The organism is Exiguobacterium sp. KKBO11, assembly GCF_001644945.1.
In the GTDB taxonomy this organism is placed as follows: domain Bacteria; phylum Bacillota; class Bacilli; order Exiguobacteriales; family Exiguobacteriaceae; genus Exiguobacterium_A; species Exiguobacterium_A abrahamii.
The window spans coordinates 579,408-604,283 of sequence record NZ_LUCU01000022.1 but is presented as its reverse complement, the minus strand read 5'-3'; the positions used below and the strand labels follow the sequence as shown (position 1 = coordinate 604,283).

Sequence of the window (24,876 nt, the reverse complement as noted above, 5' to 3'; positions counted from 1 at the left end):
TGGAACCGCGGGCTCGTCTCGTCCCTATGTGCAACGATTGTTGTACATAGGGGCGTTTTTTGCGTTCCTTAATCATTTCGGAGGTGAAAGTCGTGAAGATGACAGTACAAGACATGATCTTGACATTACAAAAATTTTGGGCAGAACAAGGCTGCTTGACGATGCAAGCATACGACGTAGAAAAAGGAGCCGGTACGATGAATCCGATGACGTTCTTACGGAGTCTCGGACCAGAACCATGGAACGTTTGTTATACAGAACCATCACGCCGTCCGGCTGACGGTCGTTACGGGGAAAACCCGAACCGTCTGTATCAACACCATCAATTCCAAGTCATCATGAAACCATCACCTGACAACATTCAGGAATTGTACTTACAAAGTCTCGAGTTGCTTGGTATCAACCCACTCGAACATGATATTCGTTTCGTAGAGGATAACTGGGAGAACCCGACGTTCGGTGCTGCAGGTCTCGGCTGGGAAGTATGGCTGAACGGGATGGAAATCACACAATTCACGTACTTCCAACAAGTCGGTGGAATCGAGTGTAATCCGATCGCAGTAGAGATCACGTACGGAATCGAGCGTCTCGCGTCGTACATCCAAGACGTCGAGAGTGTCTTTGATCTCGTTTGGACAGATGGCTTCAAATACGGTGATATCTTCTATCAACCGGAGTTCGAACATTCGAAGTATACGTTTGAAACGTCAGATGTCGCATTACTTTTCACGTTGTTCGATCAATATGAAAAAGAAGCGAATCGTGCCTTGGACGAGAACCTCGTTTTCCCAGCGTATGATTACATCTTGAAATGTTCACATACCTTTAACCTTCTCGACGCGAAAGGGGCGATTTCCGTCACGGAACGCACAGGATTCATCCATCGTGTCCGGAACATGTCGCGTCGTTGTGCGCAAAGTTTCATCGAAGAACGGGAACGTCTTGGCTTCCCATTGATCAAGTCGAAAGCAGGTGAGTCACATGCATGAATTATTACTTGAAATCGGTTTAGAAGAGATGCCGGCTCGATTCGTCCTTCAATCCGAAACACAACTCAAGGAGCGCGTGACGCGTTTTCTTGAAGAAGCACGGATTGAGTTCGCGAGCGTCGAATCCTTCTCGACACCACGCCGTCTTGCAGTGTACGTCAAAGGTCTCGCAGCACGTCAAAGTGACCTCGAAGAGACATTAAAAGGACCAGCAAAACGTATCGCGATGGACGAAGCAGGGAACTGGACGAAAGCAGCCGAAGGGTTCGCGCGTGGTAAAGGGTTAAAGACGGACGATCTCTTCCTTGGAGAAGAAAAAGGAGTCGAATACCTTTATGCGACACGTAAGGAAGTCGGACAAGCGACAGCTGATCTACTTCCTGGACTAAAACAAGTCGTCGAAGCGATGACATTCCCGAAAAACATGCGTTGGAGCACACAATCGTTACGTTATATGCGTCCAATTCGTTGGTTGATTGCCCTGCTTGACGATCAAGTCATCCCGTTTGAAGTCGCATCCGTCGAAACAGGTCGGACATCGCGTGGACATCGTTTCCTCGGGCAGGACATCACGATCCTACGTCCGAACGCTTATGTTGAAGCGCTCGCAGGAGAAAATGTCATCGTCAGTTACGAAGCACGTCGTCAATTGATCGAAGAACAAATTGCAGCGCTTGCGGCACGCGAACAATTCGAAGTGCCGATCGATGCGTCTTTACTTGAAGAAGTCACGAACCTCGTCGAGTATCCGACAGCCTTGTTCGGTGCATTTGATGAAGCGTATCTTGAGTTACCAGAAGAAGTCTTGATCACGACGATGAAGGAACACCAACGTTACTTCCCGGTCAAACGTGACGGGGCGTTGCTCCATTATTTCGTGACGGTACGAAACGGAAACGCAACACATCTTGAAAACGTCGCACGCGGAAACGAAAAAGTCATCCGTGCCCGTTTAGCAGATGCGCAGTTCTTCTATGAAGAAGATAAAAAAGCAGATATCGATGAACAGGCGAAACGTCTTGATAAAATCGTCTTCCATGAAAAATTAGGAACGACAGGCGAAAAAGTCCGTCGCGTCCGTCAGATGGCACTCACACTTGCAGATCGTGTCGGTGCAGACAAAACACGTGTCGAACGTGCAGGACAGATCTATAAATTCGACCTCGTCAGTCAAATGGTCTATGAATTCACAGAATTACAAGGTCTGATGGGTGAGCGTTATGCGAACATGAAGAATGAGGATCCGGAAGTCGCGGCTGCGATTCGTGAACATTACATGCCACGCTTCGCGGGTGATGCAAGTCCGGAGACACCGACAGGAACACTCTATGCGATTCTCGATAAGATGGATAGCGTCGCTGGATTCTTTGGTGTCGGTATGATTCCGAGTGGATCAGCGGATCCGTATGCATTGCGTCGTCAAGCACAAGGGATTGTTCAGATTTTATCAGATCGCAAGTTGAATCTGACATTGACTGAATTGATTGCCTTCGTCGTTTCAGAACAGGTGGCAGCAGGTCTTTACGCGAAGGATGCCGAAGAAGTTCAAGCTGCATTACAAGACTTCTTTGCACAACGCTTGAAATACCGTCTATCGGAAATGAACTTCCGTCATGATGTCGTCGAAGCCGCTCTTGATCATACGTTGACAGTCGAAGCGAATGAGCAGCGTGCTGCGATGCTTGAAAGTGCGACGAAAAAAGAATCGTTCAAGAAAACGGTCGAACAACTCAGTCGTGTCTTAAACATCTCGAAAAAAGCAGAAGACGTCACAACTGTTAATCCAGAGCTCTTTGAAAATGATGCGGAACGCGCGTTACATGAGGCGATTGAGAAGACCTTACCAGAGGTCGATCAAGCGATCGCGTCACTTGATTATGAACGAGCGCTTGAGGCACTTGAGGCAACCGTTCCGTCGATCACAGCATACTTTGACGGTACGATGATCATGACGGACGACGAAACAGTCCGCACGAACCGTCTTAGCGAAATGAAACGATTTGCGCAAGCCATCGAATCAGTCGCCCGGTTCAATGCACTTACTTTAGCGTAAAGAAAAAGGACGGATGAGCCGATGAAGTTAAATGAACGGCAAAAAAAGATACTCCAAATCGTCAAAGAGAACGGTCCGATCACGGGAGAGCAGATTGCTTCTGCACTCTCCTTGACACGGGCGACGTTACGACCCGATTTGTCGATTTTAACGATGACCGGCATGCTAGAAGCGCGTCCACGTGTCGGCTATATGTACGTTGGAAAGAAAAATGCGTCCATGCTTCATGAGAAACTCGACACCTTGACCGTCGGCGAATTCATGTCGTCGGCAAAGGTCATTCATGAAGGGATGACCGTATACGATGCGATCGTTCACTTATTCCTGGAAGATGTCGGTTCGCTGTTCGTCGTCAGTAAGGACCATGCGTTAGTCGGTGTGTTGTCACGTAAGGATTTTCTACGTGCGGCAATCGGTAATCAAGAATTAGACTCGTTACCGGTCAACATCATCATGACACGGATGCCGAATTTGACGGTCTGTGAAAAATCGGAGACGTTGATTGGTGCCGGCATGAAACTGATCGAAAAGCAGATTGATTCAATGCCAGTCGTCGAAGAAGAGAACGGCGTCTTGAAAGTCGTGGGTCGAATGACGAAGACGAACATGACGAAAGTGTTGGTCGCTTTAGCACGTGATGAAGAAATTTAAGGAGGGTTCCTGATGCGTCAACGGATTTATGTCGTGAGTGACTCTGTCGGAGAGACGTGTGAACTCGTCGTCCGCGCAGCTGCAATCCAATTCCCGGAACAAGCCATCGAAACGGTCCGCATTCCGTTCGTCGATGATGATCAAGTCATTTATGACTTGGTTCTTCATGCGAAAGAAGAACAAGCGACGATTGCTTTTACGATCGTTCATGCGACCCATCGTCGTTTGCTTGCAGACACAGCTCGCGCCCACGGTGTAAAAGCGATTGATCTACTTGGTCCATTGCTTGACACGATGGAAGATCGCTTGCAGATGCAACCGAAGGAAGAGCCAGGATTAATCTATCGCTTGGATGAGGAGTATTTCCGAAAAATCGAAGCGGTTGAATTTGCTGTCAAGTATGACGATGGACGTGATCCAAAAGGAATTAAACGTGCGGATATCGTCTTGATCGGGGTGTCGCGTACATCAAAGACACCACTTTCGCAGTATCTGGCCTTGAAGCGATATAAAGTAGCGAACGTACCACTCGTACCTGAATCGATCCCGCCGACAGAGCTATTCGATATTCCAAAAGAAAAATGTTTTGGACTACTCATCTCACCGGAAAAGTTGATCGACATCCGAATGGAACGCCTGCGTTCATTAGGACTCAAACCAGAAGCAGCATACGCGCAGATGGACCGAATCAACCGGGAACTCGAATACGCACGGAATTTATACGAACGAATCGGTTGCCAAGTCATCGACGTGACGAATAAAGCAGTCGAGGAAACGGCGAACCTGATTTTGACCGGAATTTCTGGGAAAGCGCATGACTAGTCAAGCAGTCAGGAACATAGTATACTTGTTTAGCTGATAAATGAGATAATGCCCTTTTTCTAATGAAACGGAACGAGTCATCGTTCCGTTTCATTGCGGGTATGGTCATGTAAGGATAAGTTCTCAAGGAAAGGGGAGAGGACGGAATGAAGCGAATTCCTGATGAAATCGTCGATCAGGTCCGCCAAGCAACGGACATCGTCGAATTGATTTCAGAACGTGTAGAATTAAAAAAACAAGGGAATCGATATTCAGGGCTTTGCCCGTTTCATTCTGAGAAATCACCTTCCTTTTCTGTTTCTCCTGATAAAGGGATGTACTACTGTTTTGGATGTGGTGCAGGTGGAAACGCGATCACTTTCGTCATGGAAACAGAAGGAATGAGTTTCAAGGAAGCCGTCTCTAAATTAGCTGATCGCAGCGATGTCACACTTCCAGAACTGGAGCCGGATCGATTCGAACAATCGGAATCGACACCTGAACAGGAAAAGAAGTTCCGGATGCGCGAGGCACATCGGATCGTCACCGAGTTGTATCATGAGGTGTTGATTCAAACGGAAGCAGGCGACGCGGGACGAATCTATTTAGAGAATCGTGGTATCCGTGAGGGTGCGATGCGTGAGTTCCGACTCGGGTATGCGCCGGATCAAGATCGTTTTACAGTGGATTCCTTGGCACGGCGTGGGTTTGATTTAGATGAGATGGTCGAAGCGGGATTGATTTCAATCGGACGCGATGGCGATTATCGAGATCGATTCAACGGTCGAGTCGTATTTCCTATCTCCGATCGTGATGGCACGATCGTCGGATTTAGTGGACGTTCGATTGATGGTCGTGATCCGAAGTATGTCAATACAGCGGAAACACCTTTGTTCAATAAAAGTGAACTGTTATTCGGATTCGCTCAAGCACGAGGGGCGATGCGCAAAATCAAACAAGTCGTCCTCGTTGAGGGGAATCTTGATGTTGTGCGTGTCGCTCAAGCGGGTATACCTTATACGGTAGCCTCTTTAGGAACAGCCTTAACACCGGTTCATGCCCAAAACCTAGCACGTATCGTCGATGAAGTCATTATTTGTTATGACGGAGACAAGGCAGGACGCGCTGCGACGTTAAAAGCCCTACAATTGCTTGAAGCCGTTGCCGTCGACTGTTCCGTCATCCGTTTACCGGATGGCGAAGACCCGGATTCCTTCATTGGGAATCAGGGCGAAGAGACGTTTTTACACTGGATCGAACAAGAACGGGTTTCAAGTCTTGAATTCAAATCTTTTTATTTTCGACAAGGAAAAAACTTGCGATTAGAAGGAGAACGCGTTCGATATATTGAAACTATGCTTGAAGAGATTGGTCGAACATCCAATCCGTTGTTACGGGACATTTATTTAGGAAAACTTTCTGAGGAATTTAAACTCTCGAAAGACTCCTTGATCGCACAAGTGCGTCCAACCGTCCAACAACCGAAGAGAGAACAAATCGTTTCCGATCGCCCAACTGCTCCACCGACAGCACCTCCTGACCGAACGTTCGCGAACTGGAAAAAGGCAGAACGCTTCTTGCTTGCCTACATGATCCGTTCAGAAGAAGTATGTCTTGAAGTGCGAGAGCAACTAGGTGTCCAATTCAATGATCCGGCACACCAATTGATTGCCGGCAAGCTATATGAATTTTACGGAGCAGGTACGCAAGGAAGTCCTGATCGTTTTTTGACGATGTTGCACGACGCTTCTTTGCAACGAATCGTAGCGGATTTAGAGTTCATGCTGATGCCTGAGTATGATCCTGATTTACTCAGTCACTACATTCGTGCCGTCCAAAATGAACAGCAACGTCGGTTGTTAGAAGAAGAAAAGTCACGATTGAATCAACAAACAGATATCCGTGCTCAAGCGGAGCTGATGCAGGCGATCATAGAACGGAAGCGTCGTTTAAAAGATCGATGACCTGCTGCATGATGTGGAAGGAGTGTATGGTTCGATGGCAGAAAAAGCAAGATCAGAAGCTGAATTACTCCGTCTCGCGAAAGAGGAACTCATCGCGCTCGGACATAAAAATGGTGAATTGTCACACCAAAAGATCGAAGACAAACTAAGTTCGTTCGAATCAATGGATGCTCAGCAGTTCGAGGAATTCCTTCAATTGCTTGAAACAGAAGGTATCAAGGTCAACAATGACGGCACAGGGGACGAAAAAGAAGAGGCGGATCTAAACGATTTGTCTGTTCCTCCTGGTGTCAAGATCAATGACCCTGTCCGGATGTATCTAAAAGAAATCGGCCGCGTTGATCTGTTGAATGCAGAAGACGAAGTCGAACTCGCTAAACGAATCGAACAAAACGATGAAGAAGCAAAAAAACGATTAGCGGAAGCAAACTTACGTCTCGTCGTTTCGATTGCGAAGCGTTATGTCGGACGCGGTATGTTGTTCCTTGATTTGATCCAAGAAGGAAACATGGGTCTGATCAAGGCGGTCGAGAAATTCGACTATACGAAGGGATATAAATTCTCGACGTATGCAACATGGTGGATTCGTCAGGCAATCACACGCGCGATCGCTGACCAAGCGCGGACGATCCGAATTCCGGTTCACATGGTTGAGACGATCAACAAATTGATTCGTGTCCAGCGTCAACTCTTGCAAGATCTTGGACGTGAACCATCACCGGAAGAGATTTCGAAAGAGATGGAAATCACGCCGGAAAAAGTCCGAGAAATCCTGAAAATTGCGCAAGAGCCGGTTTCTCTTGAAACACCAATCGGGGAAGAGGACGATTCACATCTCGGAGATTTCATCGAGGACCAAGATGCGACGGCACCACAAGATGCTGCGGCATATGAACTCTTGAAAGAGCAACTTGAAGATGTATTAGATACACTGACGGATCGTGAAGAAAACGTCCTTCGTCTTCGTTTTGGTCTTGACGATGGTCGGACACGGACACTTGAAGAAGTCGGGAAAGTATTTGGCGTTACACGTGAGCGGATTCGTCAAATCGAAGCAAAAGCACTTCGGAAGTTACGTCACCCGAGTCGTTCAAAACGTCTGAAAGATTTCCTCGATTAATTCAAAGTGTGAAGAATATATGAAATTTTAGTGGGAAGGAAGAAAAAAGTTTCGTTTTTTTCTTCCTTCCCTGTTTTTTTTACAGTAGAATAGTAACGGGGAATACCATTCAGTCACCAACTTGGTTGGGTATAGAATATGGGGGGAATCCAAATGCGTAATCCATTAGTACCGTTCGCGGCGATCGCAGTCATCGCCATCATCGCTATGATTTCATTGTCTTACTTTGGGGTCGATCAGGTGAAGGAAGCTCGTAAAGGGCCGTCAACTGCAGAAATGAAGCCGGAAGACTTGTTTGCATCTAAAGGATGTACAGGATGTCACGGTGGAAACTTAGAAGGCGGAGCAGGTCCGAACTTAACAAAGATCGGCGCGAAGCTGAAAGAAGACGAAATTAAGAACATCGCAATGAACGGTAAAGGGCAAATGCCTGGCGGTCTTGCGAATGACGAAGAAGCAGCTGTTCTAGCCAAATGGTTAGCTGCTAAGAAATAAGAACAAGGGCATCTATCTCGTTACGAGATGGATGTTTTTTTGTGGTGTATGGTATCTTTTTTAGCGTAAATCCGCTATTTTTAAAAGAGAGTTTTTCGGAAAATAGGAAGGATGAAGATGATGCAAATGAACGTCGTATTGGATCAACGACTCCAAAAAGTCGTGTCGTATATTCCACAAGGAGCGATCCTCGCAGATATTGGATCAGATCATGCATTCGTACCTTGTTTTTGTGTACAACAAAAGAAAATCGAGCGTGCGATTGCAGGAGAGGTGAATGAAGGACCGATGGAAGCGGCAAAAGGACAAGTGGCGCTTGTCGGTCTTGAATCACAGATTGATGTCCGTTTAGGAAGTGGCTTATCGGTTTTGAAGCCGGGCGAAGCAACAGCGATTACGATTGCGGGAATGGGCGGAACGCTGATTGCCTCTATCCTTGAAGAAGGAAAAGATCGGTTGTCAGGTGAGGAACGCTTGATTCTTCAACCGAATGTCGATGCAGTCGATGTTCGGAAGTGGTTGCTGACGAATTCTTATGCGTTATTGTCTGAAGCGATCGTCGAGGAGAACGGGAAGATCTATGAAATTCTCGTTGCAGAACGTGGAGATGAAACACTTTACTCAGAGGACGAAACAACACGTCAGTGGGAATTGTTCTTTGGACCACAGTTAATGCGGGAACGTGCACCAGAATTTATCGAAAAATGGCAGATCGAAAAACAAAAGCGAGAGTATATCCTAGCTCAGATGAAACAAGGACAAGCAACGGAGGTTTTATCTGAAAAAATCGAAGCCATCGAACAATTGATTCAAAAGATGGAAGAGGTGACGAACTAATGGCGAATGGGAACCATGTCATTGAGCAGTTTGAAGCATTTGCTCCGAAAAAATTCGCACTCGAAGGTGATCCGATTGGTCTACAAATCGGAACATTGAACAAGGACGTCAAACGTGTGCTCGTGACACTTGATGTCTTGGAGTCTGTCGTCGATGAAGCGATTGAAAAGAAGGTCGATCTCATCATTGCGCATCATCCACCGATTTTTAGTAAGTTAGCAAATGTGACGGATCGTTCTGCAACAGGACGGATCGTCACAAAATGTATCAAACACGATATTGCGGTGTATGCTGCGCATACGAACCTTGACGTGACACCAGGCGGGGTCAATGACTGGATGGCAGATGCGCTTGGTCTTGAGTCTTGTGAAGTACTAGCACCGACGTTTGAAAACACACAATATAAACTAAGTGTCTTCGTACCGAACGAGGCTGTAGAGCGCGTTTCAACAGCCCTTGCACAAGCGGGAGCAGGAAAAGAAGGGGACTACAGTGATTGTCAATTCCACGTCAATGGAACGGGTCAATTCCGACCGTTGACGGAAGCTACCCCGTATATCGGTAAAGCAGGGCGACTCGAACGCGTTTCAGAAGTCCGAATCGAGACGATCGTCACGGAACTGAATCAGAAACAAGTCATTCGAGCGATGAAACAGGCTCATCCATATGAGGAAGTCGCCTATGATCTCATTCGTCAAGAACGCCCGGCAACATCACTTGGTCTTGGACGGATTGGTCGGTTACCGGAAGCAATGACGTTGCGGGAATTTGCAGAGCATGTTCGCAATGCGTTTGGTGTACAAAACTTACGCTTCGTAGGAGACGAATCACGCCACATCCAAAAAGTTGCGGTCCTTGGTGGTGACGGCAATAAGTACGTCTCGACTGCAGCATTTGCGGGAGCGGATGTCCTTGTGACAGGCGATCTCTATTTCCATGTGGCGCATGATGCGATGGCACTTGGACTAGCAGTCGTCGATCCGGGACATCATGTAGAGTCGGTCATGAAGGAAGGCGTCGTCAACGAATTGAAGCGTCGATTCGAACAGAAAAAAATCGACGTCGAACTGCTGATTTCAACAGCGAATACGAATCCGTTTCAGTTTTTATGATGAATCGAATGGAATACGTCGATGCTACCGTCGTATTTAGTAATAAAAAAACCGAGTCGCGAATGACGATCGCGACTCGGTTTTGCTGTATCGATTGTAATGATTAAAGTACTTTGACTTTAGGCAAGATGCGTCGTAATTCAAGGAACGGTGTCTTGTCATGCGTACTGATATCAGCAGGATCATATTGTTGTAGGAAATCGATGACCTTTTTCGTGATCGGTGTTGGCGTTGATGCACCTGATGTGACACCAACTTGCGTGACACCTTCGAGCCAAGTCAAATCAAGTTCTGTCAGATCACCAATCCGATGCGCTGGAGTGCCAGCGATATCGAAGGATACTTGTGCCAAACGGTTCGAGTTGTTCGAACGCGGGTCCCCGACGACGATGACGAGATCGCAGTCTCCTGCTTGATCAGCCACCGCTTCTTGCCGGACTTGTGTTGCGTTACAGATTTCATTGTGTACTTCTACATGCGGATACTTTTTACGAACGTGTTCCATCAAAGCTTGGACATCCCATTGGCTCATCGTCGTCTGATTCGTGACGATGATTTTTTTGTGGGCAAGCTGAGGCGGAAGTTCATCAATATCTTCGACTTTTTCGATGAGGTGCACATGCTCTGGTGCTACACCGACTGCACCTTCAGGTTCCGGATGTCCGTGTTTGCCGACGTAGATGACTTCATAATCGTCCGCGACGACTTGTCGAATCAAATCGTGCGTACGCGTCACGTCAGGACATGTTGCATCGACGACGTGTAAGTTCTTCTCAGCAGCACGCGCATAAACTGCAGGTGAAATGCCGTGTGCAGTAAAGATGACAGTGCCCTCTTGAATCGTCTCTAACGCTTCAAGGCGATCGGGACCATCGACAGTGATGACCCCCATATTTTCGAACTCACGTGTCACGTGAGCATTGTGGACGATCATTCCTAAAATATGGATCGGACGTGGCAAGTCTTTATTCAATGCCGCTTGTTGTGCAAGTTTCATTGCATCGACGACACCGTAACAATAGCCGCGGGGGCTGATTTTTTTTACTAGCATAGTTATGGATTCTCCCTTTGTGAAAAAGAATGATTAGTTAGAGTGTACCATTGATTGAAGCTGAATGAAAATAGAGGAGTCTGTTTCATCTACAGAACATGCTATACTAATGAAGTTGTCAATTATTCAAAAGGGAGGCGAAGGGATGGAGTCTAAGAAAATGATGCGGTCGTATTTTTTTCAAATCACCGCTGTCTTATTCATCCTGATTTGTCTTGTCATTTCAGCGCTTGCCTTCACTGCGGACCGGGTCACGATTTCCCGGGTCGAGCAACAAACAGAGAAACAAAGCGAGAAGAGTGTCGAGGTCTCAGGAAATGCGATTCGCGACAATATTGGGAATCTGCATGAAGAGATCATGAGCTTGCAGTTGAATGTCAAAAACCCCGAAAAGCTGAAACAAAAAATTGAAGAATCGAATCTATTAGACATTGATACAGGATTTAAGAGTTTCTTCTACTTTGATCGACAGACGAAGCAAGTCACTTGGTTCTCAAGTGAGGATCGACGTATAGAAAACAGTACGATCCTGAAAGATGATGAATTCTTGCAAACGTTGACGAGTACGGACTTTCATATGAGTAAGCTGTATACGATGGAGTCAGATGCTGTCACCTATATGTTCGTTCCGGTTCGAGACGGTAATAAACGCGTCGGTGTCTTTGGTGGTGGATTAAGTGTCATGAACTCGATCGTCTTTCGGAATTCGCTCGAATCATTTGACGATCAGACGATCGCCTACCTATTCAATAGTAAAAAAGAATTGTTAGCCACATCTAGTAATCTAGTACCGGATGAAGAACGCTTATTATCGAAAAGTGTCATTGAACGTGCGTTTCAGTCGGTAGAACCTTCTGAGATTTTTAGTACGAACCAAGACATGTATTACTTCGCGAAAGATTTGAAGGTGACGGATTGGAAGATTCTCGTTCGAACGCCACGAAGCGTCTTTTATGAACCAGTTTACACGACACGGCAACAGTATTTGATCATCGCTGCCTTGACGCTCGTCCTCAGTCTGATCGTCGGCTATTTGATGTCAAAACAATTGACAGCACCGATGCTTGAACTTGTGAAGAAGATCGAGAAAAGCAGCTCACCCAAACCGATTGTTCTCGAGCGTGCCGGATCAAACGAAGTCAAGACACTCGTTGCTGCCTATAACGAGTACGCTCAACGGATGGAAAATGCGCGCCTTGAGCAGTTGAGTCAACAACAAACGATGTTACATCAAGAAAAATTAGCATCACTCGGTCAACTAGCAGCAGGAATTGCCCACGAAATCCGCAATCCACTAACACCAGTCAAGATGACGTTACAGTTGTTAGCAGCAGAAAAGGATCGTGATCCAGAAATGTTGATTCTCGCCTTATCGGAACTGGATCGAGCAAATGGCATGATTCAAACGATGCTTGATTTATCGAAAGGCGAAAACAACGCACTTCAAAAAACGACGATTGATATGAATGATTTAATGAAGAAGCTGACATATATCTTAGAAGCGGAAGCTCATCATTACGAAGCGGACTGCAAGATTTATACACCTTCCTTCATGCCAAAGATTTATGCATCAGAAGAGGGGATTTTGCAGATTTTAGCAAACTGTGTTCGAAATGCCCTTCAAGCTGTCGCGTTTAAAGGACCGGATGGAATCTGTCATCTGCATGTCCACGTTTATCCAGAAGAAGTCGTCTTCATTGTTCAGGATAATGGGGTAGGGATGGATGGAAATCAGATTGATCATGTCGGTCAAGCGTTCAAGACATCAAAAGTCGATGGCAATGGACTTGGACTCTTCATGTCGAAGCAAATCGTTCGTGATCATAAAGGCAAGATGATCTTTGATAGTAAGCCGGGTGTCGGTACGACGATTCAAGTCCACTTACCTCGAAAGGAGCAAACGGAATGAAATTCAATAAGGCCTGGTTATTCGTCCTGATTGTTTGGATTTCATCCGTTTTGTTCATTTCCAATTTATTCGTCAATCCGGATCCGAGTCCACGCCGTCATCTCGTCGGCTTCACGATCGTCAATGATAAACATGAATTTGCGCAACGGCTCGTCGATGCGTTTAAGACACAAGCCAAACTGAATAAATACGAAGCAGTCGTCGCGACGTCTCATAATTCACGCATCAATGAACGCGAGCAAATTCAAGAGTTCATTCGAATGAAGGTAGATGCAATCTTCGTGACGACGCTTGATGATGTCTATATTGCTAGTACGTTAGAAGAGGCAGCTCGTGCTGGGATTCCGGTCTTCGCGATCGATCGATTGATTCGCTCCGATGCAGTCGTCAGTTCGATTACCTCGAATAACCAATTGATCGGGGAACAGCTTGCCTCATTCATCAAACACGAACGCATCAAGCAGACGGGACGAGCTACGGCCGACATCATTGAAGTCGCAGGTACGGCAAACGTCAATACGACGAATGAACGACACAGGGGATTTTTGACTGGTCTTGAGCGTGAGCCGGAACTTGAAATCGTCGAATCCGTGAATGGGGATTACGACCCAGTCACTTCAGAAAAGGTCATGACACAGGTCATTGAGTCAGGAATTCCGTTTGATGCCGTCTATTGTCACAATGACGATATTGCGCTAGGTGTCCTCGAAGCATTGAAAAAAGCAGGGATCAAAGGAAAAATAATTGTCGGCATAGACGGGAATCGTGCTATATTAGAAGCTGTTGACATGAAATCGATGGATGCGACGGTCGTCCAGAGTGCTGATGAGATGATGAAAGTCGCCTTCAGTGCATTGAAGCTTCATACGAAAAACAAAAAGATTCCAACTCGTTTTTATACGTACTCCTATCTGTATGACGGTAGTAGACCCATAACCATGTTGAACTAATCGAGAGGCAGAAGCCTCAGCAAATAAGGAAAGGACGGTGTCAATTCATGAATGGATTCAGCCATTATCAATTACACCCGTTCGTCATCGAAGCACTCGATGACGCCCGCATCACAAAACCGACCGACATTCAGTCGCGGATCATCCCAGCTGCAGTAAAGGGACGCGATATCATCGGTCAATCACAAACAGGAACAGGAAAAACGTTATCGTTCCTTCTTCCAATCGTTCAAAACGTCGATCCAAAGCTTCAAGAATTACAAGCAATCATCGTTGCTCCAACGCGCGAACTTGCTTGGCAAATTCATGAAGAACTGAAATCGTTACTCGTGAAGGAACCAGACTTCATCAAGACGAGTCTTATTACAGGTGGAATGGATCGCGAACGTCAAATCGGTCGTGTGAAAGTCTCACCTCAAATCGTTATCGGAACACCGGGACGTATTTTAGACCTATTCAAAGAACAGGCTTTAAAACCGCATTTCGTGAAGCACTACGTTATCGATGAAGCGGATCAAATGCTCGACATGGGCTTCTTGCCAGAAGTTGACCGGATTGCGCAAGCTCTTCCAGAACAGCTTCAGATGATGGTCTTCTCAGCAACGATTCCTGAGAAATTGCAACCGTTCTTGAAAAAATACATGAACAACCCGCGTTATGCGCATGTGGATCCAAAACAACAGACAGCGAAGAAAATCGTTCACCATACGATTCCGGTCAAGCATCGTGAGCGCTCACAATTGACGTTGAAAGTCGCGAAAGCGCTGAATCCGTATATTTGTCTAATCTTTACGAATACAAAAGCAGAAGCAATCGAAGTCGAAGCTTTGTTCCTAGAAGCAGGACTGAACGTTGGTTCCCTTCACGGAGATCTTCCGGCACGTCGTCGTAAACAAGCCATCAAAGAAATCAACGATGCGAAGTATCAATACGTCATCGTGACGGATCTTGCAGCACGCGGAATTGATATTTCAGGTGTCTCACACGTCATCAACCATGGTATTCCAAAAGATTTAGACTTCTACGTCCACCGTGTCGGCCGGACAGGTCGAGTCGATCAAGATGGATTGGCGTACACATTGTTTGAAGATCACGAGAACGGCATGATCAATCGCTTAGAGGACCGTGGCATTCAATTCACGAACGTTGATGTCAAAGGCAGTCAAATCGTCGAGGTCAAAGAACGTCGTCGTGCGAAGCCGCATATGAAAACTGCTGTCTCGAAGACAGCGCATAGCCGTCTGTCGGGTGAAGCAGCAAAAGCGAAAAAACGCGTTAAACCAGGTTATAAGAAGAAGCATCAATATAAGCTGAAAGAAACAGCAAAACGTGAACGCATCAAAGAACAACGTGGTGTCGGTCGCGCGCAACGTAAAGAAAACGCACGCAAATCAAAATAATTCCATTGATGACACCCGTGAAATGAAAAAACATTTTTCGGGTGTCTTGTTGTTTTTAAGATTTGGTACACTGTAAAAAGAGAAAGGTGGAAAAGAACATGAAAATAGGTTCACACGTCTCCGTTTCGGGGAAAAAAATGCTGTTAGGTGCAAGTGAGGAAGCGGCATCTTACGGTGCAACGACGATGATGGTCTATACAGGAGCACCTCAAAATACACGCCGTAAGCCGATGGAAGAGTTACGGATTCAAGAAGCATTGCAACATATGAGTGCTAATGGAATAGAGGAAATCGTCGTGCATGCGCCGTATATCATTAACTTAGGGAATACGACGAAACCCGAGACATTCGAACTCGCCGTTTCGTTTTTAGCAGCAGAAATTAAACGAGCAGAAGCGCTTGAAAAGGCGCAACACATCGTATTACATCCTGGTGCGCATGTCGGTGCTGGGGAAGAAATCGGAATCAAACGGATTGTCGAAGGACTCAATGAAGTACTGACAGGTGACGAACAGGTCAAGATCGCGCTTGAGACGATGGCTGGAAAAGGATCGGAAATCGGAAAAACCTTCGAGGAACTTGCTCAAATCATCGAAGGCGTCACACATCATGATCGTCTGTCCGTCTGTCTCGATACATGTCACGTGCATGATGCAGGATACGATATCGTGCACGACTTAGATGGTGTTCTTGAGCAATTCGACCGGATCGTTGGACTGGATCGTCTTGGTGTCATCCATGTGAATGACTCAAAGAATATACGTGGTGCGCGAAAGGACCGTCATGAAAATATTGGTTTTGGTGAGATTGGATTTGATGCCTTACATCGCGTCGTGCATCATCCTGCTCTGGCACATTTACCGAAAATCTTAGAGACGCCATACATCGGTCTCGATCCAAAGAAAAAAGTGGCACCGTATAAACAAGAAATCGATATGTTACGTTCGGGTGCGTTTGATGCAGACTGGCGTCTACCGATTCTAGGAGCACCGGTCGAATAACTCATAAAGGGGTGTCTGTGATGTGTCATATACTCGTCGTTGATGATACTAGTTTTGCGATACGAAAAGCTGTTGTCCACTACTATGAAACAAAGGAACCGTTTTATTTGCCGGCAGAACTGGTAGAGGGAGAAGAGGTGTTTCTTGCGACGACTGACGGTATCATGGCGTATGCTGAAGCCTTGTTCACCGAGTATACGACACGTCCAGAAGATCCATTTTGGTTGACGAATGCTGACGACTCGGAAGGGTCATATGTGTGCCTTGATCTCATCAGTGTGGATTTACGTCATCCCTTACTTGGACGACCACTCGATCAACTTGGTCTTAAAACTGGACCGGTCGAAGGCGTGTTTCGCACGCGTCTGCTTGATTCATGGCAGTATGGGTATTTCGAAACGGATGTACTGACACTCGAACAATCTAAACAACGTCGAATCGAGCGCTTCAAGGAGCGAAATCATCTGGAACAAGTCGCGCGTCAATGTATGCATTGTGAGGAGTCTAGGCAGTCGTTACTGGAATGGCATTTGACACCAGAAGGATATCAGACGGTTTGCCCGACCTGTCACCGGTGGTTACATCAACAGATGCTTCATGCGGTGGATACGGCAGCGGCAACGGAAGAGAGTGAGTAAAATCTTTTCCTATTCAAGCAAAGCTCCCGCGACTGACATTTAATCATTAAAACCTTAAAAAGAATCAAAAACAGTTCTCTTTTCTGCGCTGGCAACAAAGAGAACTGTTTTTGTTTGGATTAGAAAAAGCGTTCTACTAAAAATAGATAGATTTTCATCCCAAGGAAGACACCGAAGATTCCGACGACGGCTGGAAAAACGGGTGGGGCAGGAATCGGCAGTTTCAGTGCGGTAAACACGACGCCGCAGATGACGCCGGCGAGAAGGGATAATAAGATTTGCTGAAGCATACATTTCGTCCTTTCTGCTGTAAATCAGCATGTGAAGTAGAGTACGTGGTAAAACATTACCAGAATCATGTAGCATTTTGATCAAGAATGACTTTGTCCTCCTTCTTTTCGATCGTGATCCACTTTTGTGTTAATGGTGTTGTAAAACTAGGTTTTTGTTTGAGTTTGCCGCTCGTATAGTCTTGAATCAGCAACTGGGATTCACAGCTCTGTTTTCCTTCCTTCACGTAATGATAGGATCCATCGGCTGCCTGCTCACGCGACTTTACATTATCAGCCAGGGCGAGGGCGAGGCAATCCTTTAAATACTCCTTATGTTCTTCGTCCATGATTGGGAACAAGATTTCAATTCGTTTTCGCATGTTGCGTGTCATCCAGTCTGCGCTTGATCCATACATCAAATCCTGACCGTTGTGATGGAAGTAGAAGATGCGTGAATGCTCCAAGTAACGATCGACGATCGAGATGACGCGAATGTTCTCCGAAACATCTGGAATACCAGGACGCAGACAACAGACGCCCCGAACGATGAGTTCGACTTGGACACCAGCGCGCGATGCCTTGTAAAGCCGTAAAATGATGTCTTTTTCCGTTAGACTATTCATCTTGGCGACGATTCGACCGTTTCCGTGTTTTTTATGATGATGAATCTCTTCATCAATCAATGACAGGAACTTCTCAAGCATCGCGTTCGGTGAAGTTTGGATGACGTTCCATTCCGGCTGTTCCCCGTATCCGGATAACCAATTGAAGAAGTTCGTCGCATCTTCGGCGATCTCTTCCCGAGCGGTTAATAATCCGACGTCCGTGTATAGTTTCGCCGTCGAATCATTATAGTTGCCGGTACCAAGATGGACGAAACGCTGAATCTTGCCTTCGTGGAGTCGAACGACGAGCGTGATCTTTGAGTGGGTCTTTAAATCACTATATCCGTAAATGACATGAGCGCCGGCTTTCTCCAGTTGCTTTGCCCACTCGATGTTCTTCGCCTCGTCGAATCGAGCCTTCAGTTCAACGAGGACGGTGACCTGTTTCCCGTTCTCCGCTGCCGTTTTTAAGGCCTTGATGATCGGTGAGTCACCAGATACACGATAAAGCGTTTGTTTGATGGCAAGGACGTTCGGATCATTCGCCGCTTGGACGATGAACCGGACGATAGGATCAAACGTATGATACGGATGATGCAAGAGGTAATCGCGTTCCAGTAATTGATTAAACAGATTTTTTGAACTATCGAGTGCCGGTGGGTCGACCGGCATGATCGTCTGATAGATCAAATGATCATATTCAATACCGATTTGACTGTAGAAGGCAAAGGAGAACGTTAAATCAATCGGACCGTCCACGGCAAAGATGTCGCGTTCCTGCAAATCAAGCACATCGCGTAACATGTTGAGCAGTTCGGTATTGATGGCAGCTTTTTGGACTTCGAGTCGAATTGCGACTCCCCAACGCCGTTTTTTTAATTCTTTCTCAATCAGCTTTAATAAGTCATGCGTACCTTCCTCATGAAACGGAAGGTCGGCATTACGCGTAATCCGAAACGGCATGGCAGACAACACACGATAGCCTTTGAATAGACTATCGATGAAGGCGATGATGACGTCTTCGAGTAAGATGACAGCCGTCGTCTCGTCATCTTCTACTGGTAAATCGACGAATCTCGGTAAAACAGCAGGTACTTGTACGAGCGCCAAATTTCGTTTCGTCCCGTCTTCTGCCTCGAGTACCGTTGCGATGTTAAGTGATTTTGACGAGAGCATCGGGAACGGACGATAGGCATCGACGGCAACGGGCGTGAGTACCGGAAAGACTTGTTCACGGAAAAAGGATTTTACATAGGTCGTTTGTTCCGAAGTCAGGGCGTCATATTTCAAGAATGTAATGCCTTCATCGGATAACGTCTGATTGATTGCTTGAAATGCTTCGTATTGCCGATCGACTAACTCTTTTGTTTTCGCTGCGATCGCACGTAACTGTTGTTTGGGTGTCATCTGTTGTTTATTTTCCGGTTTATTGAATCCGGCGAGTACTTCATCCTTTAAACCACCGACCCGTACCATATAGAACTCGTCTAGATTGGAACTAAAGATACCGAGAAACTTAAAACGTTCCATTAACGGATTGCGTGTGTCAAACGCTTCATCCAGTACACGTTTGTTGAATTGGAGCCAGCTAAGCTCACGATTATTGAAATGTTCCGGTATGTCGAGCTTCATGAAGGAAGATCTCCTTTCGTTTCGAAGGTAATCGTACAATCAATGATTCGTTCCAGGTGTTTCTTTTGTTTTTCCGCTTTTTCGACTTCGAATCCATAATCATGATCCCCTGTATCGAGGACGAATTGGAGTTGATCCTTTTGAAGGAATAGCTCCAAATGATCGACAGCTTTTCGCTCCGTCACGTCGAGCGCATGACTTAATTTGAGGAGAGATCCAAGTAGGTCAAAGCGATCCAGCGATTTTTCCGTAAACCAGTCCTTAAAAGGTTTTGCAAGTTGGTTCATCCGTTTAGCTGAAGAATAGGAACTGACGAGCGAGAGAGCAACGCGATCCTTGTGCGTCATGCCGTTCAGTTCGGTATTCGTCAACAAGTAGAACGTCTGGTCCGATCGTGTATCTGGATTAATGTATTGTCCACAATAAAATAAGCGACTTGCTGAATCGAGCAGTCGTAGATCAGACGCGCGTTCTGAAATCAAGTCGAGCGTGACGAGCTGCCGGTACATCGATTTGGCGAGTGTTCCAATATATGACGCACGATCTCGATTGACCTTATAGTCGCTCTCGAGCTGATAGAGACTTTGCTCACGTACGTTTTCAATCCGACGGTATGCTTCGTATTGCACATCGAACTCGTAAACAAGACCTTCGCGAAGACCGAGATTACTCATGACGAATTCTTCTGCTTCGATGTGATGGGCTAACTCTTGAATCGCAATCAATGCCGGCAGGAAGATATCAATTCGATCTTTTGATAGTCCTTCGATTTTCGATAGTTGTTTCGCCGACTTTCCTTCGAGATCGTCGACCATCTTCGCAAGTTCTTTCGCTTTGATTTGATATTGATGAACACTTCGAAGGGGATAGTCCTGATTCGACTGATGGATCCGAACGAAATTTCGGGCAGAACCACCGACACCGATTAAAGGAAGCTTTTTGTCACTCAGCCATGGAATCGATTCGAATTGTTCCCGTAGGAATTTCACCAATTTCTTCTTGTCGCTGGCACTTAGTGTCTCGTCCGAAACGAATTGCCGTGTCAAGGTGACGGCACCAAATGGAAAGCTGTGATACGCGACCATTTCACGATTCTCAATCAAGGTGACCTCCATGGAACCACCACCGATATCAACGGAAAATCCGTCTTCAAGGAAGGTCGAATTGATGATGGCAAAATAGCCATAGTATGCTTCTTGTTCATCTGTCAGAACCTGAATGGAAAAAGGCGTGTTTTCTGTAACGGATTCAACGATGGCATCTCGGTTCGTTGCATTACGGATGGCTGCTGTCGCGACACAGATCGTTTCTTCGACTTCATGGGTGACACCAACTTCATAAAAACGATGTAAAGTTTCTTCGAGTAAGGCGATGCCTTCATCATCGAGTGCTCCATCCTCGTTGATGTGAGCAGATAACCGGGCGACGACTTTAATATTAATCTTCTCGATATAGCGACCAGAAGCGATCGGATGGAAGATAACATAACGAATCGAGTTGGAACCGATATCGATGACTGCAAGTTCTTGTTTCAAATGACTCCGACTCCTCTCTGCGATGCGTGCACTAAAAGAATTCCCTCTCTGAACAAGCCGGAAACAGCTAGCTTCTTTCTTTATTGTACCTTGAATGTTTTCTAAGGAGGATAGGAAGTTGCTAGAGTTGCGCCAATAATTGGCGGGCGCTATAATAAGACAGTTGATTAAGGCGTAATTATTCCGTTTTACGAAAACGGAAGGAGTGAAAATAAATGGAAACACCAATCATCGAGATTGATCAAGTCAGCTATGATTACCCAGATCGTCGGGTGTTGAATCAAGTCTCGTTTCAGGTCGAGCAAGGACAATTTTTAGCCATTGTCGGGGAAAATGGATCCGGAAAATCGACGCTGATCAAATGTATATTAGGGTTATTGCAACCGAAAGGAACGATTCGTTTATTTGGACAATCCCAATCACAATTCAATGAATGGTGGCGGATTAGCTATGTTTCGCAAAAAGCGGCAGCGTTCAACTCCGGTTTTCCGGTGACTGTCGCAGAAGTCGTTGAGATGGGACTGTACGCCAAAAAAGGACTCTTTCGTCGCTTATCTCGCGACGATCGAGACAAAGTACGAACGGCCCTCGAAACGGTCGGAATGTGGGAGCGACGCGATTCAAAAGTCGGCGACCTATCCGGTGGTCAACAACAACGTGTTTTCATCGCACGTGCGCTCGTCAACGATCCTGATTTAATGATCTTGGATGAACCAACCGTTGGTGTCGATCAGCGATACGTGAAAGAATTTTATGAGATCTTAGAAGAACTTCGTCGAGATAAGCGCCGGACATTCGTTCTTGTCACGCATGATATTCACTTCGTCAGTAAACTTGTCACGGATGTGATTCATCTGGTCGATGGACGTTTAGGGTGTAACTGTGGCATCAAGGAATACTGGGAACTAGATGAACAGACGATCCGCTCCCTCTATCCGGTTCCGGGACGTGTTCTCGTTCATGAAGGGAAGAGTGTTCAATGATTGAAGCGTTCATGACGTTAAAGTTTTTACAGTACGCTTTAGTGGCTGCCATTCTGATCGGATTCACGGCACCATTGATCGGTTCGTTCGTCGTCGTCCGGCGGATGAGCTTGATCGCAGATGCACTATCACACGTCACCCTTGCCGGAATTGCGCTCAGTCTATTGATTTCTGGAATGGTCGCACAATTAGCGGACTTGAATCCACTGTATTTAGGAATCGTGACGTCGGTCATCGCGGCACTGACGATCGATTGGTTGCGTGCGAAGTACAAGCATTTCCAAGAACTCGCAATCCCGATCATCATGGCGACGGGGATGGGGCTTGGAGCAACATTCATCAGTCTCGCGAACGGCTTTTCAATGGATCTCGTCTCCTTCTTGTTTGGAACGGTCTCGGCTGTCGCCTTGACGGATGTGTACACGATTCTTATCGTGACGGTCGTCGTCGTCATCTTCGTTTTTGCTTTTTATAAGGAATTGTTGTTCCTCTCCTTTGACGAGGAGCAGGCGCGCGTTTCCGGGATTCGCCTTCGCTTAGTGCATATACTCTTTATGATCGTCGTTGCGCTTGTCATTGCGATCAGTATGCGAATCGTTGGGATTTTGCTTGTCTCAAGCTTAATCACGTTACCGGTTGCGGCAGCACTTCGAATTGCGAAAAGTTTTAAGGCGACGATCTTTTTAGCTATCATATTTGGTGAGGTTGCGACAGTACTTGGGCTCATCCTGGCCTATCAGTTCGATTTGGCACCCGGCGGAATGATCGTCTTGCTTGCGGTACTTGAGCTGATCATCGTGATGCTGTTGGAACGTTTTTGGATAGGAGGGAAAACACATGAAGACGAACATCGAACAAGCGCGTGAACGCATGAAGGCTTCCGGGTTTAAAATGACACCGAAGCGTCTCGATTTGCTATCGTATCTGTTTGAAGTGAATCGTTATGTCAGTGCGCGGGAAGTAGCAGAAGCTCTTCGAACGTCTCATCCTTCGTTAAGTTATGATACAATCTATCGAAACTTGAATGACTTTTCGGAAATCGACTTATTAGAAGTGACGGAATTAGACGGTGAGATGAAATACCGAGCAGCTTGTGCTTCAGGACACCATCATCATCATTTGATATGCCGAATCTGCGGCAAGACGGAAACATTGAATGTCTGTCCGATGGAATGGGTTTCTCCGGTCCAAGAGACTGGCTTTGAAGTCGAGGATCATAAGTTCGAAATTTATGGACGCTGTGCGAATTGTCAACGCATGACATCTTAAATGAAAGAGGATGCCCGGCCGGGCGTCCTCTTTTTGCGTTTTAAAAGACTAGTCCTGTTCAAAACGGGAATAGTCGAACAGAGGTGATGAGAAGATGATTTATGATACACAAGAAGCGCGACAAATCGATGAGTGGGCACGGACATCCGGACTGCCACTTGAAGTGCTGATGGAACGAGCTGGAAGTCACATCGCAACACGTATCAAAGAGCGTCATAGGAAGACGGAGCGAATCTTGATTTTATGTGGGACAGGCAATAACGGTGGGGATGGGTATGTTATTGGACGCGAATTGATACGCGACGGATTTGATGTCACACTACATGCACCATTTGGAGAGAATCGTTCGGATACATCCATCGTTCATGTCCATTATGCAGAAGCGTTTGGACTCGTGACCGAACAACCGTGTGGTCAATATGATGTCATTCTAGATGCCTTATATGGAACGGGATTTGATCCAAAGCGGGTGAATCAAGTGTTCGAAGCGCAATGTGAATTCGTATCGGAACAAAAGCGACAAGGGGCGCGTATCTATGCAGTGGATGTGCCGAGCGGAGTACCGACGGATCACGCAACGGAATTTAAGGAGACAGCGGTTCGCGCAGACGTGACATTTCAACTGCATGCAATGAAACGATCTGCCTTTTTAATACGGACAGCACCGTTTTATGGCGAATCAGAAACGATTGATATCGGATTACCGACATTTGGTGAATGGCGCGTATCACCTAATGGTGTGACCGCGTTGTTCAAGCGGGAACCATACGGTCATAAAGGAACGTACGGGACGGCGCTATTGATTGGTGGAAGTGAGACGATGCCGGGTTCCATCCAACTCGCGACACGGGCAGCCTTACGAACAGGAGTCGGTAAACTACAAGTGGCAACGACGGCACTTGCGAAACATGGAATCATCGTCCAAGCGCCGGAAGCGATGGTCATTGATCAGACGTTACCAGCAATTCAGGAGATGCTCCCCTCCGTCTCAGCAGTTGGAATCGGTCCCGGATTATCGCAAGAGGCAGTCGAAACATGGGTGGACTATCTGCTTGAGAGTGATTTGCCGGTTGTACTAGATGCTGCAGCTTTAGTAAAAGAAAGTTATCCCGAACGAACCGCGCCAATCATCGTCACACCGCATATCGGTGAATTCGCCCGGATGACGAATCAGAGTGTCGAAAGTATTCAAGATGATCTTTTTGGTCAGGCAACCGACTATGCCATCTTGCATCAAGTAACTGTCGTTTTGAAGTCCCATGTCATCTTAATCGCGAAACCAGATGGAGGCGGATTCGTCGTCTCTGGTGCATCAAGTGGTCTCGCCAAAGGAGGAAGTGGGGATACGCTGTTTGGCATATTGACCAGCCTTCTTGCACAACATCCAACAGGAGATATTGAAAGAACACTAGCGCAAGGAGCGGAGTGGTATGCACGTGCTTCTCGACAAGTCGAACGACACATGCATCCGAGCAGCTTGCTAGCAACGGATGTCATCGAGGAGTTAGGAAGAGTCGAGCTATAAAAACATCAATTTGAAAGAAAAGTCTTCCACGATACGTATGAGGGAAGACTTTTCTTTTTAGGAAAGAATTGACACATTCCATTT

General features: G+C 46.4%; 22 protein-coding genes. 18 read left to right on the top strand and 4 right to left on the bottom strand.

Annotated features, from left to right (window positions below; translation table 11 throughout):
- Nucleotides 1–98: 98 nt before the first annotated feature.
- The 9 genes from glyQ to AYO36_RS10085 all read left to right on the top strand — a co-directional run bounded on the left by glyQ (nucleotide 99) and on the right by AYO36_RS10085 (nucleotide 10,022).
- Nucleotides 99–989, top strand: a complete 891-nt coding sequence (gene glyQ / locus AYO36_RS10125) for a glycine--tRNA ligase subunit alpha (protein ID WP_029341034.1) — start codon at nucleotides 99–101, stop codon at nucleotides 987–989.
- Nucleotides 982–3,042, top strand: a complete 2,061-nt coding sequence (gene glyS, locus AYO36_RS10120) for a glycine--tRNA ligase subunit beta (RefSeq protein WP_064300318.1) — start codon at nucleotides 982–984, stop codon at nucleotides 3,040–3,042. The genes glyQ and glyS overlap by 8 nt, the downstream gene beginning before the upstream one ends.
- 21 nt (nucleotides 3,043–3,063) lie before the next feature.
- Nucleotides 3,064–3,693: a transcriptional regulator CcpN gene (ccpN, locus tag AYO36_RS10115; RefSeq protein ID WP_035398363.1), complete on the top strand. Its 630-nt coding sequence runs from the start codon at nucleotides 3,064–3,066 to the stop codon at nucleotides 3,691–3,693.
- Between the two features lie 12 nt (nucleotides 3,694–3,705).
- Nucleotides 3,706–4,515: a pyruvate, water dikinase regulatory protein gene (locus AYO36_RS10110; RefSeq protein WP_029341037.1), complete on the top strand. Its 810-nt coding sequence runs from the start codon at nucleotides 3,706–3,708 to the stop codon at nucleotides 4,513–4,515.
- 146 nt (nucleotides 4,516–4,661) lie between these two features.
- On the top strand, nucleotides 4,662–6,458 hold the full coding sequence (gene dnaG / locus AYO36_RS10105) for a DNA primase (protein WP_064300317.1): 1,797 nt from the start codon (nucleotides 4,662–4,664) through the stop codon (nucleotides 6,456–6,458).
- A gap of 34 nt (nucleotides 6,459–6,492) precedes the next feature.
- Nucleotides 6,493–7,578 carry an RNA polymerase sigma factor RpoD gene (gene rpoD, locus AYO36_RS10100; RefSeq protein WP_023467512.1) on the top strand — a complete coding sequence of 362 codons (1,086 nt, stop codon included), beginning with the start codon at nucleotides 6,493–6,495 and terminating at the stop codon, nucleotides 7,576–7,578.
- Nucleotides 7,579–7,731: 153 nt separating this feature from the next.
- Entirely contained in the window at nucleotides 7,732–8,073 is a 342-nt protein-coding gene (gene cccA, locus AYO36_RS10095) for a cytochrome c550 (RefSeq protein ID WP_035398358.1), read from the top strand.
- 117 nt (nucleotides 8,074–8,190) lie between these two features.
- A complete protein-coding gene (locus AYO36_RS10090; RefSeq protein WP_326188407.1) occupies nucleotides 8,191–8,910 on the top strand; it encodes a tRNA (adenine(22)-N(1))-methyltransferase in 720 nt (239 codons plus the stop codon).
- On the top strand, nucleotides 8,910–10,022 hold the full coding sequence (locus AYO36_RS10085) for a Nif3-like dinuclear metal center hexameric protein (protein WP_064300316.1): 1,113 nt from the start codon (nucleotides 8,910–8,912) through the stop codon (nucleotides 10,020–10,022). The genes AYO36_RS10090 and AYO36_RS10085 overlap by 1 nt, the downstream gene beginning before the upstream one ends.
- Before the next feature lie 103 nt (nucleotides 10,023–10,125).
- On the opposite strand, the gene AYO36_RS10080 is transcribed toward AYO36_RS10085, so the two are convergent.
- Complete coding sequence (locus AYO36_RS10080) at nucleotides 10,126–11,073, bottom strand: 4-hydroxy-3-methylbut-2-enyl diphosphate reductase (RefSeq protein WP_029341043.1); 948 nt, start codon at nucleotides 11,071–11,073, stop codon at nucleotides 10,126–10,128.
- A gap of 145 nt (nucleotides 11,074–11,218) precedes the next feature.
- On the opposite strand from AYO36_RS10080, the gene AYO36_RS10075 reads away from it, so the two are divergent.
- From AYO36_RS10075 to AYO36_RS10055, 5 genes are all read left to right on the top strand, one after another.
- Nucleotides 11,219–12,982, top strand: coding sequence for a two-component system sensor histidine kinase NtrB (locus AYO36_RS10075; RefSeq protein ID WP_064300315.1), 1,764 nt, complete (start codon nucleotides 11,219–11,221; stop codon nucleotides 12,980–12,982).
- Complete coding sequence (locus AYO36_RS10070) at nucleotides 12,979–13,932, top strand: sugar ABC transporter substrate-binding protein (RefSeq protein WP_064300314.1); 954 nt, start codon at nucleotides 12,979–12,981, stop codon at nucleotides 13,930–13,932. The genes AYO36_RS10075 and AYO36_RS10070 overlap by 4 nt, the downstream gene beginning before the upstream one ends.
- Nucleotides 13,933–13,979: 47 nt before the next feature.
- Nucleotides 13,980–15,332 carry a DEAD/DEAH box helicase gene (locus AYO36_RS10065; protein WP_064300313.1) on the top strand — a complete coding sequence of 451 codons (1,353 nt, stop codon included), beginning with the start codon at nucleotides 13,980–13,982 and terminating at the stop codon, nucleotides 15,330–15,332.
- Nucleotides 15,333–15,430: 98 nt separating this feature from the next.
- Nucleotides 15,431–16,333 (top strand): deoxyribonuclease IV, encoded by a 903-nt coding sequence (locus AYO36_RS10060; protein ID WP_058712880.1) that lies wholly within the window; start codon nucleotides 15,431–15,433, stop codon nucleotides 16,331–16,333.
- A gap of 20 nt (nucleotides 16,334–16,353) precedes the next feature.
- Nucleotides 16,354–16,971, top strand: a complete 618-nt coding sequence (locus tag AYO36_RS10055) for a hypothetical protein (RefSeq protein WP_064300312.1) — start codon at nucleotides 16,354–16,356, stop codon at nucleotides 16,969–16,971.
- A 119-nt stretch (nucleotides 16,972–17,090) separates the two neighbouring features.
- Here AYO36_RS10055 and AYO36_RS10050 read toward each other — a convergent pair whose 3' ends face one another.
- From AYO36_RS10050 to AYO36_RS10040, 3 genes are all read right to left on the bottom strand, one after another.
- Nucleotides 17,091–17,261: a XapX domain-containing protein gene (locus AYO36_RS10050; RefSeq protein WP_023467523.1), complete on the bottom strand. Its 171-nt coding sequence runs from the start codon at nucleotides 17,259–17,261 to the stop codon at nucleotides 17,091–17,093.
- A gap of 65 nt (nucleotides 17,262–17,326) precedes the next feature.
- Nucleotides 17,327–19,480: an RNA degradosome polyphosphate kinase gene (locus tag AYO36_RS10045; protein WP_064300311.1), complete on the bottom strand. Its 2,154-nt coding sequence runs from the start codon at nucleotides 19,478–19,480 to the stop codon at nucleotides 17,327–17,329.
- Nucleotides 19,477–21,015 (bottom strand): Ppx/GppA family phosphatase, encoded by a 1,539-nt coding sequence (locus AYO36_RS10040; RefSeq protein ID WP_064300310.1) that lies wholly within the window; start codon nucleotides 21,013–21,015, stop codon nucleotides 19,477–19,479. Before AYO36_RS10040 ends, AYO36_RS10045 begins: the two co-directional genes overlap by 4 nt.
- Before the next feature lie 215 nt (nucleotides 21,016–21,230).
- Between AYO36_RS10040 and AYO36_RS10035 the strand changes: the two genes are divergently transcribed.
- From AYO36_RS10035 to AYO36_RS10020, 4 genes are all read left to right on the top strand, one after another.
- The gene (locus tag AYO36_RS10035; RefSeq protein WP_023467526.1) at nucleotides 21,231–21,998 is read left to right on the top strand and encodes a metal ABC transporter ATP-binding protein; all 768 of its coding nucleotides are present in this window, start codon (nucleotides 21,231–21,233) and stop codon (nucleotides 21,996–21,998) included.
- The gene (locus tag AYO36_RS10030; protein ID WP_064300309.1) at nucleotides 21,995–22,864 is read left to right on the top strand and encodes a metal ABC transporter permease; all 870 of its coding nucleotides are present in this window, start codon (nucleotides 21,995–21,997) and stop codon (nucleotides 22,862–22,864) included. The genes AYO36_RS10035 and AYO36_RS10030 overlap by 4 nt, the downstream gene beginning before the upstream one ends.
- Nucleotides 22,836–23,267, top strand: coding sequence for a Fur family transcriptional regulator (locus AYO36_RS10025; RefSeq protein ID WP_023467528.1), 432 nt, complete (start codon nucleotides 22,836–22,838; stop codon nucleotides 23,265–23,267). Before AYO36_RS10030 ends, AYO36_RS10025 begins: the two co-directional genes overlap by 29 nt.
- Nucleotides 23,268–23,361: 94 nt before the next feature.
- Entirely contained in the window at nucleotides 23,362–24,792 is a 1,431-nt protein-coding gene (locus tag AYO36_RS10020) for a bifunctional ADP-dependent NAD(P)H-hydrate dehydratase/NAD(P)H-hydrate epimerase (protein ID WP_064300308.1), read from the top strand.
- The last annotated feature ends 84 nt before the right edge of the window (nucleotides 24,793–24,876 follow it).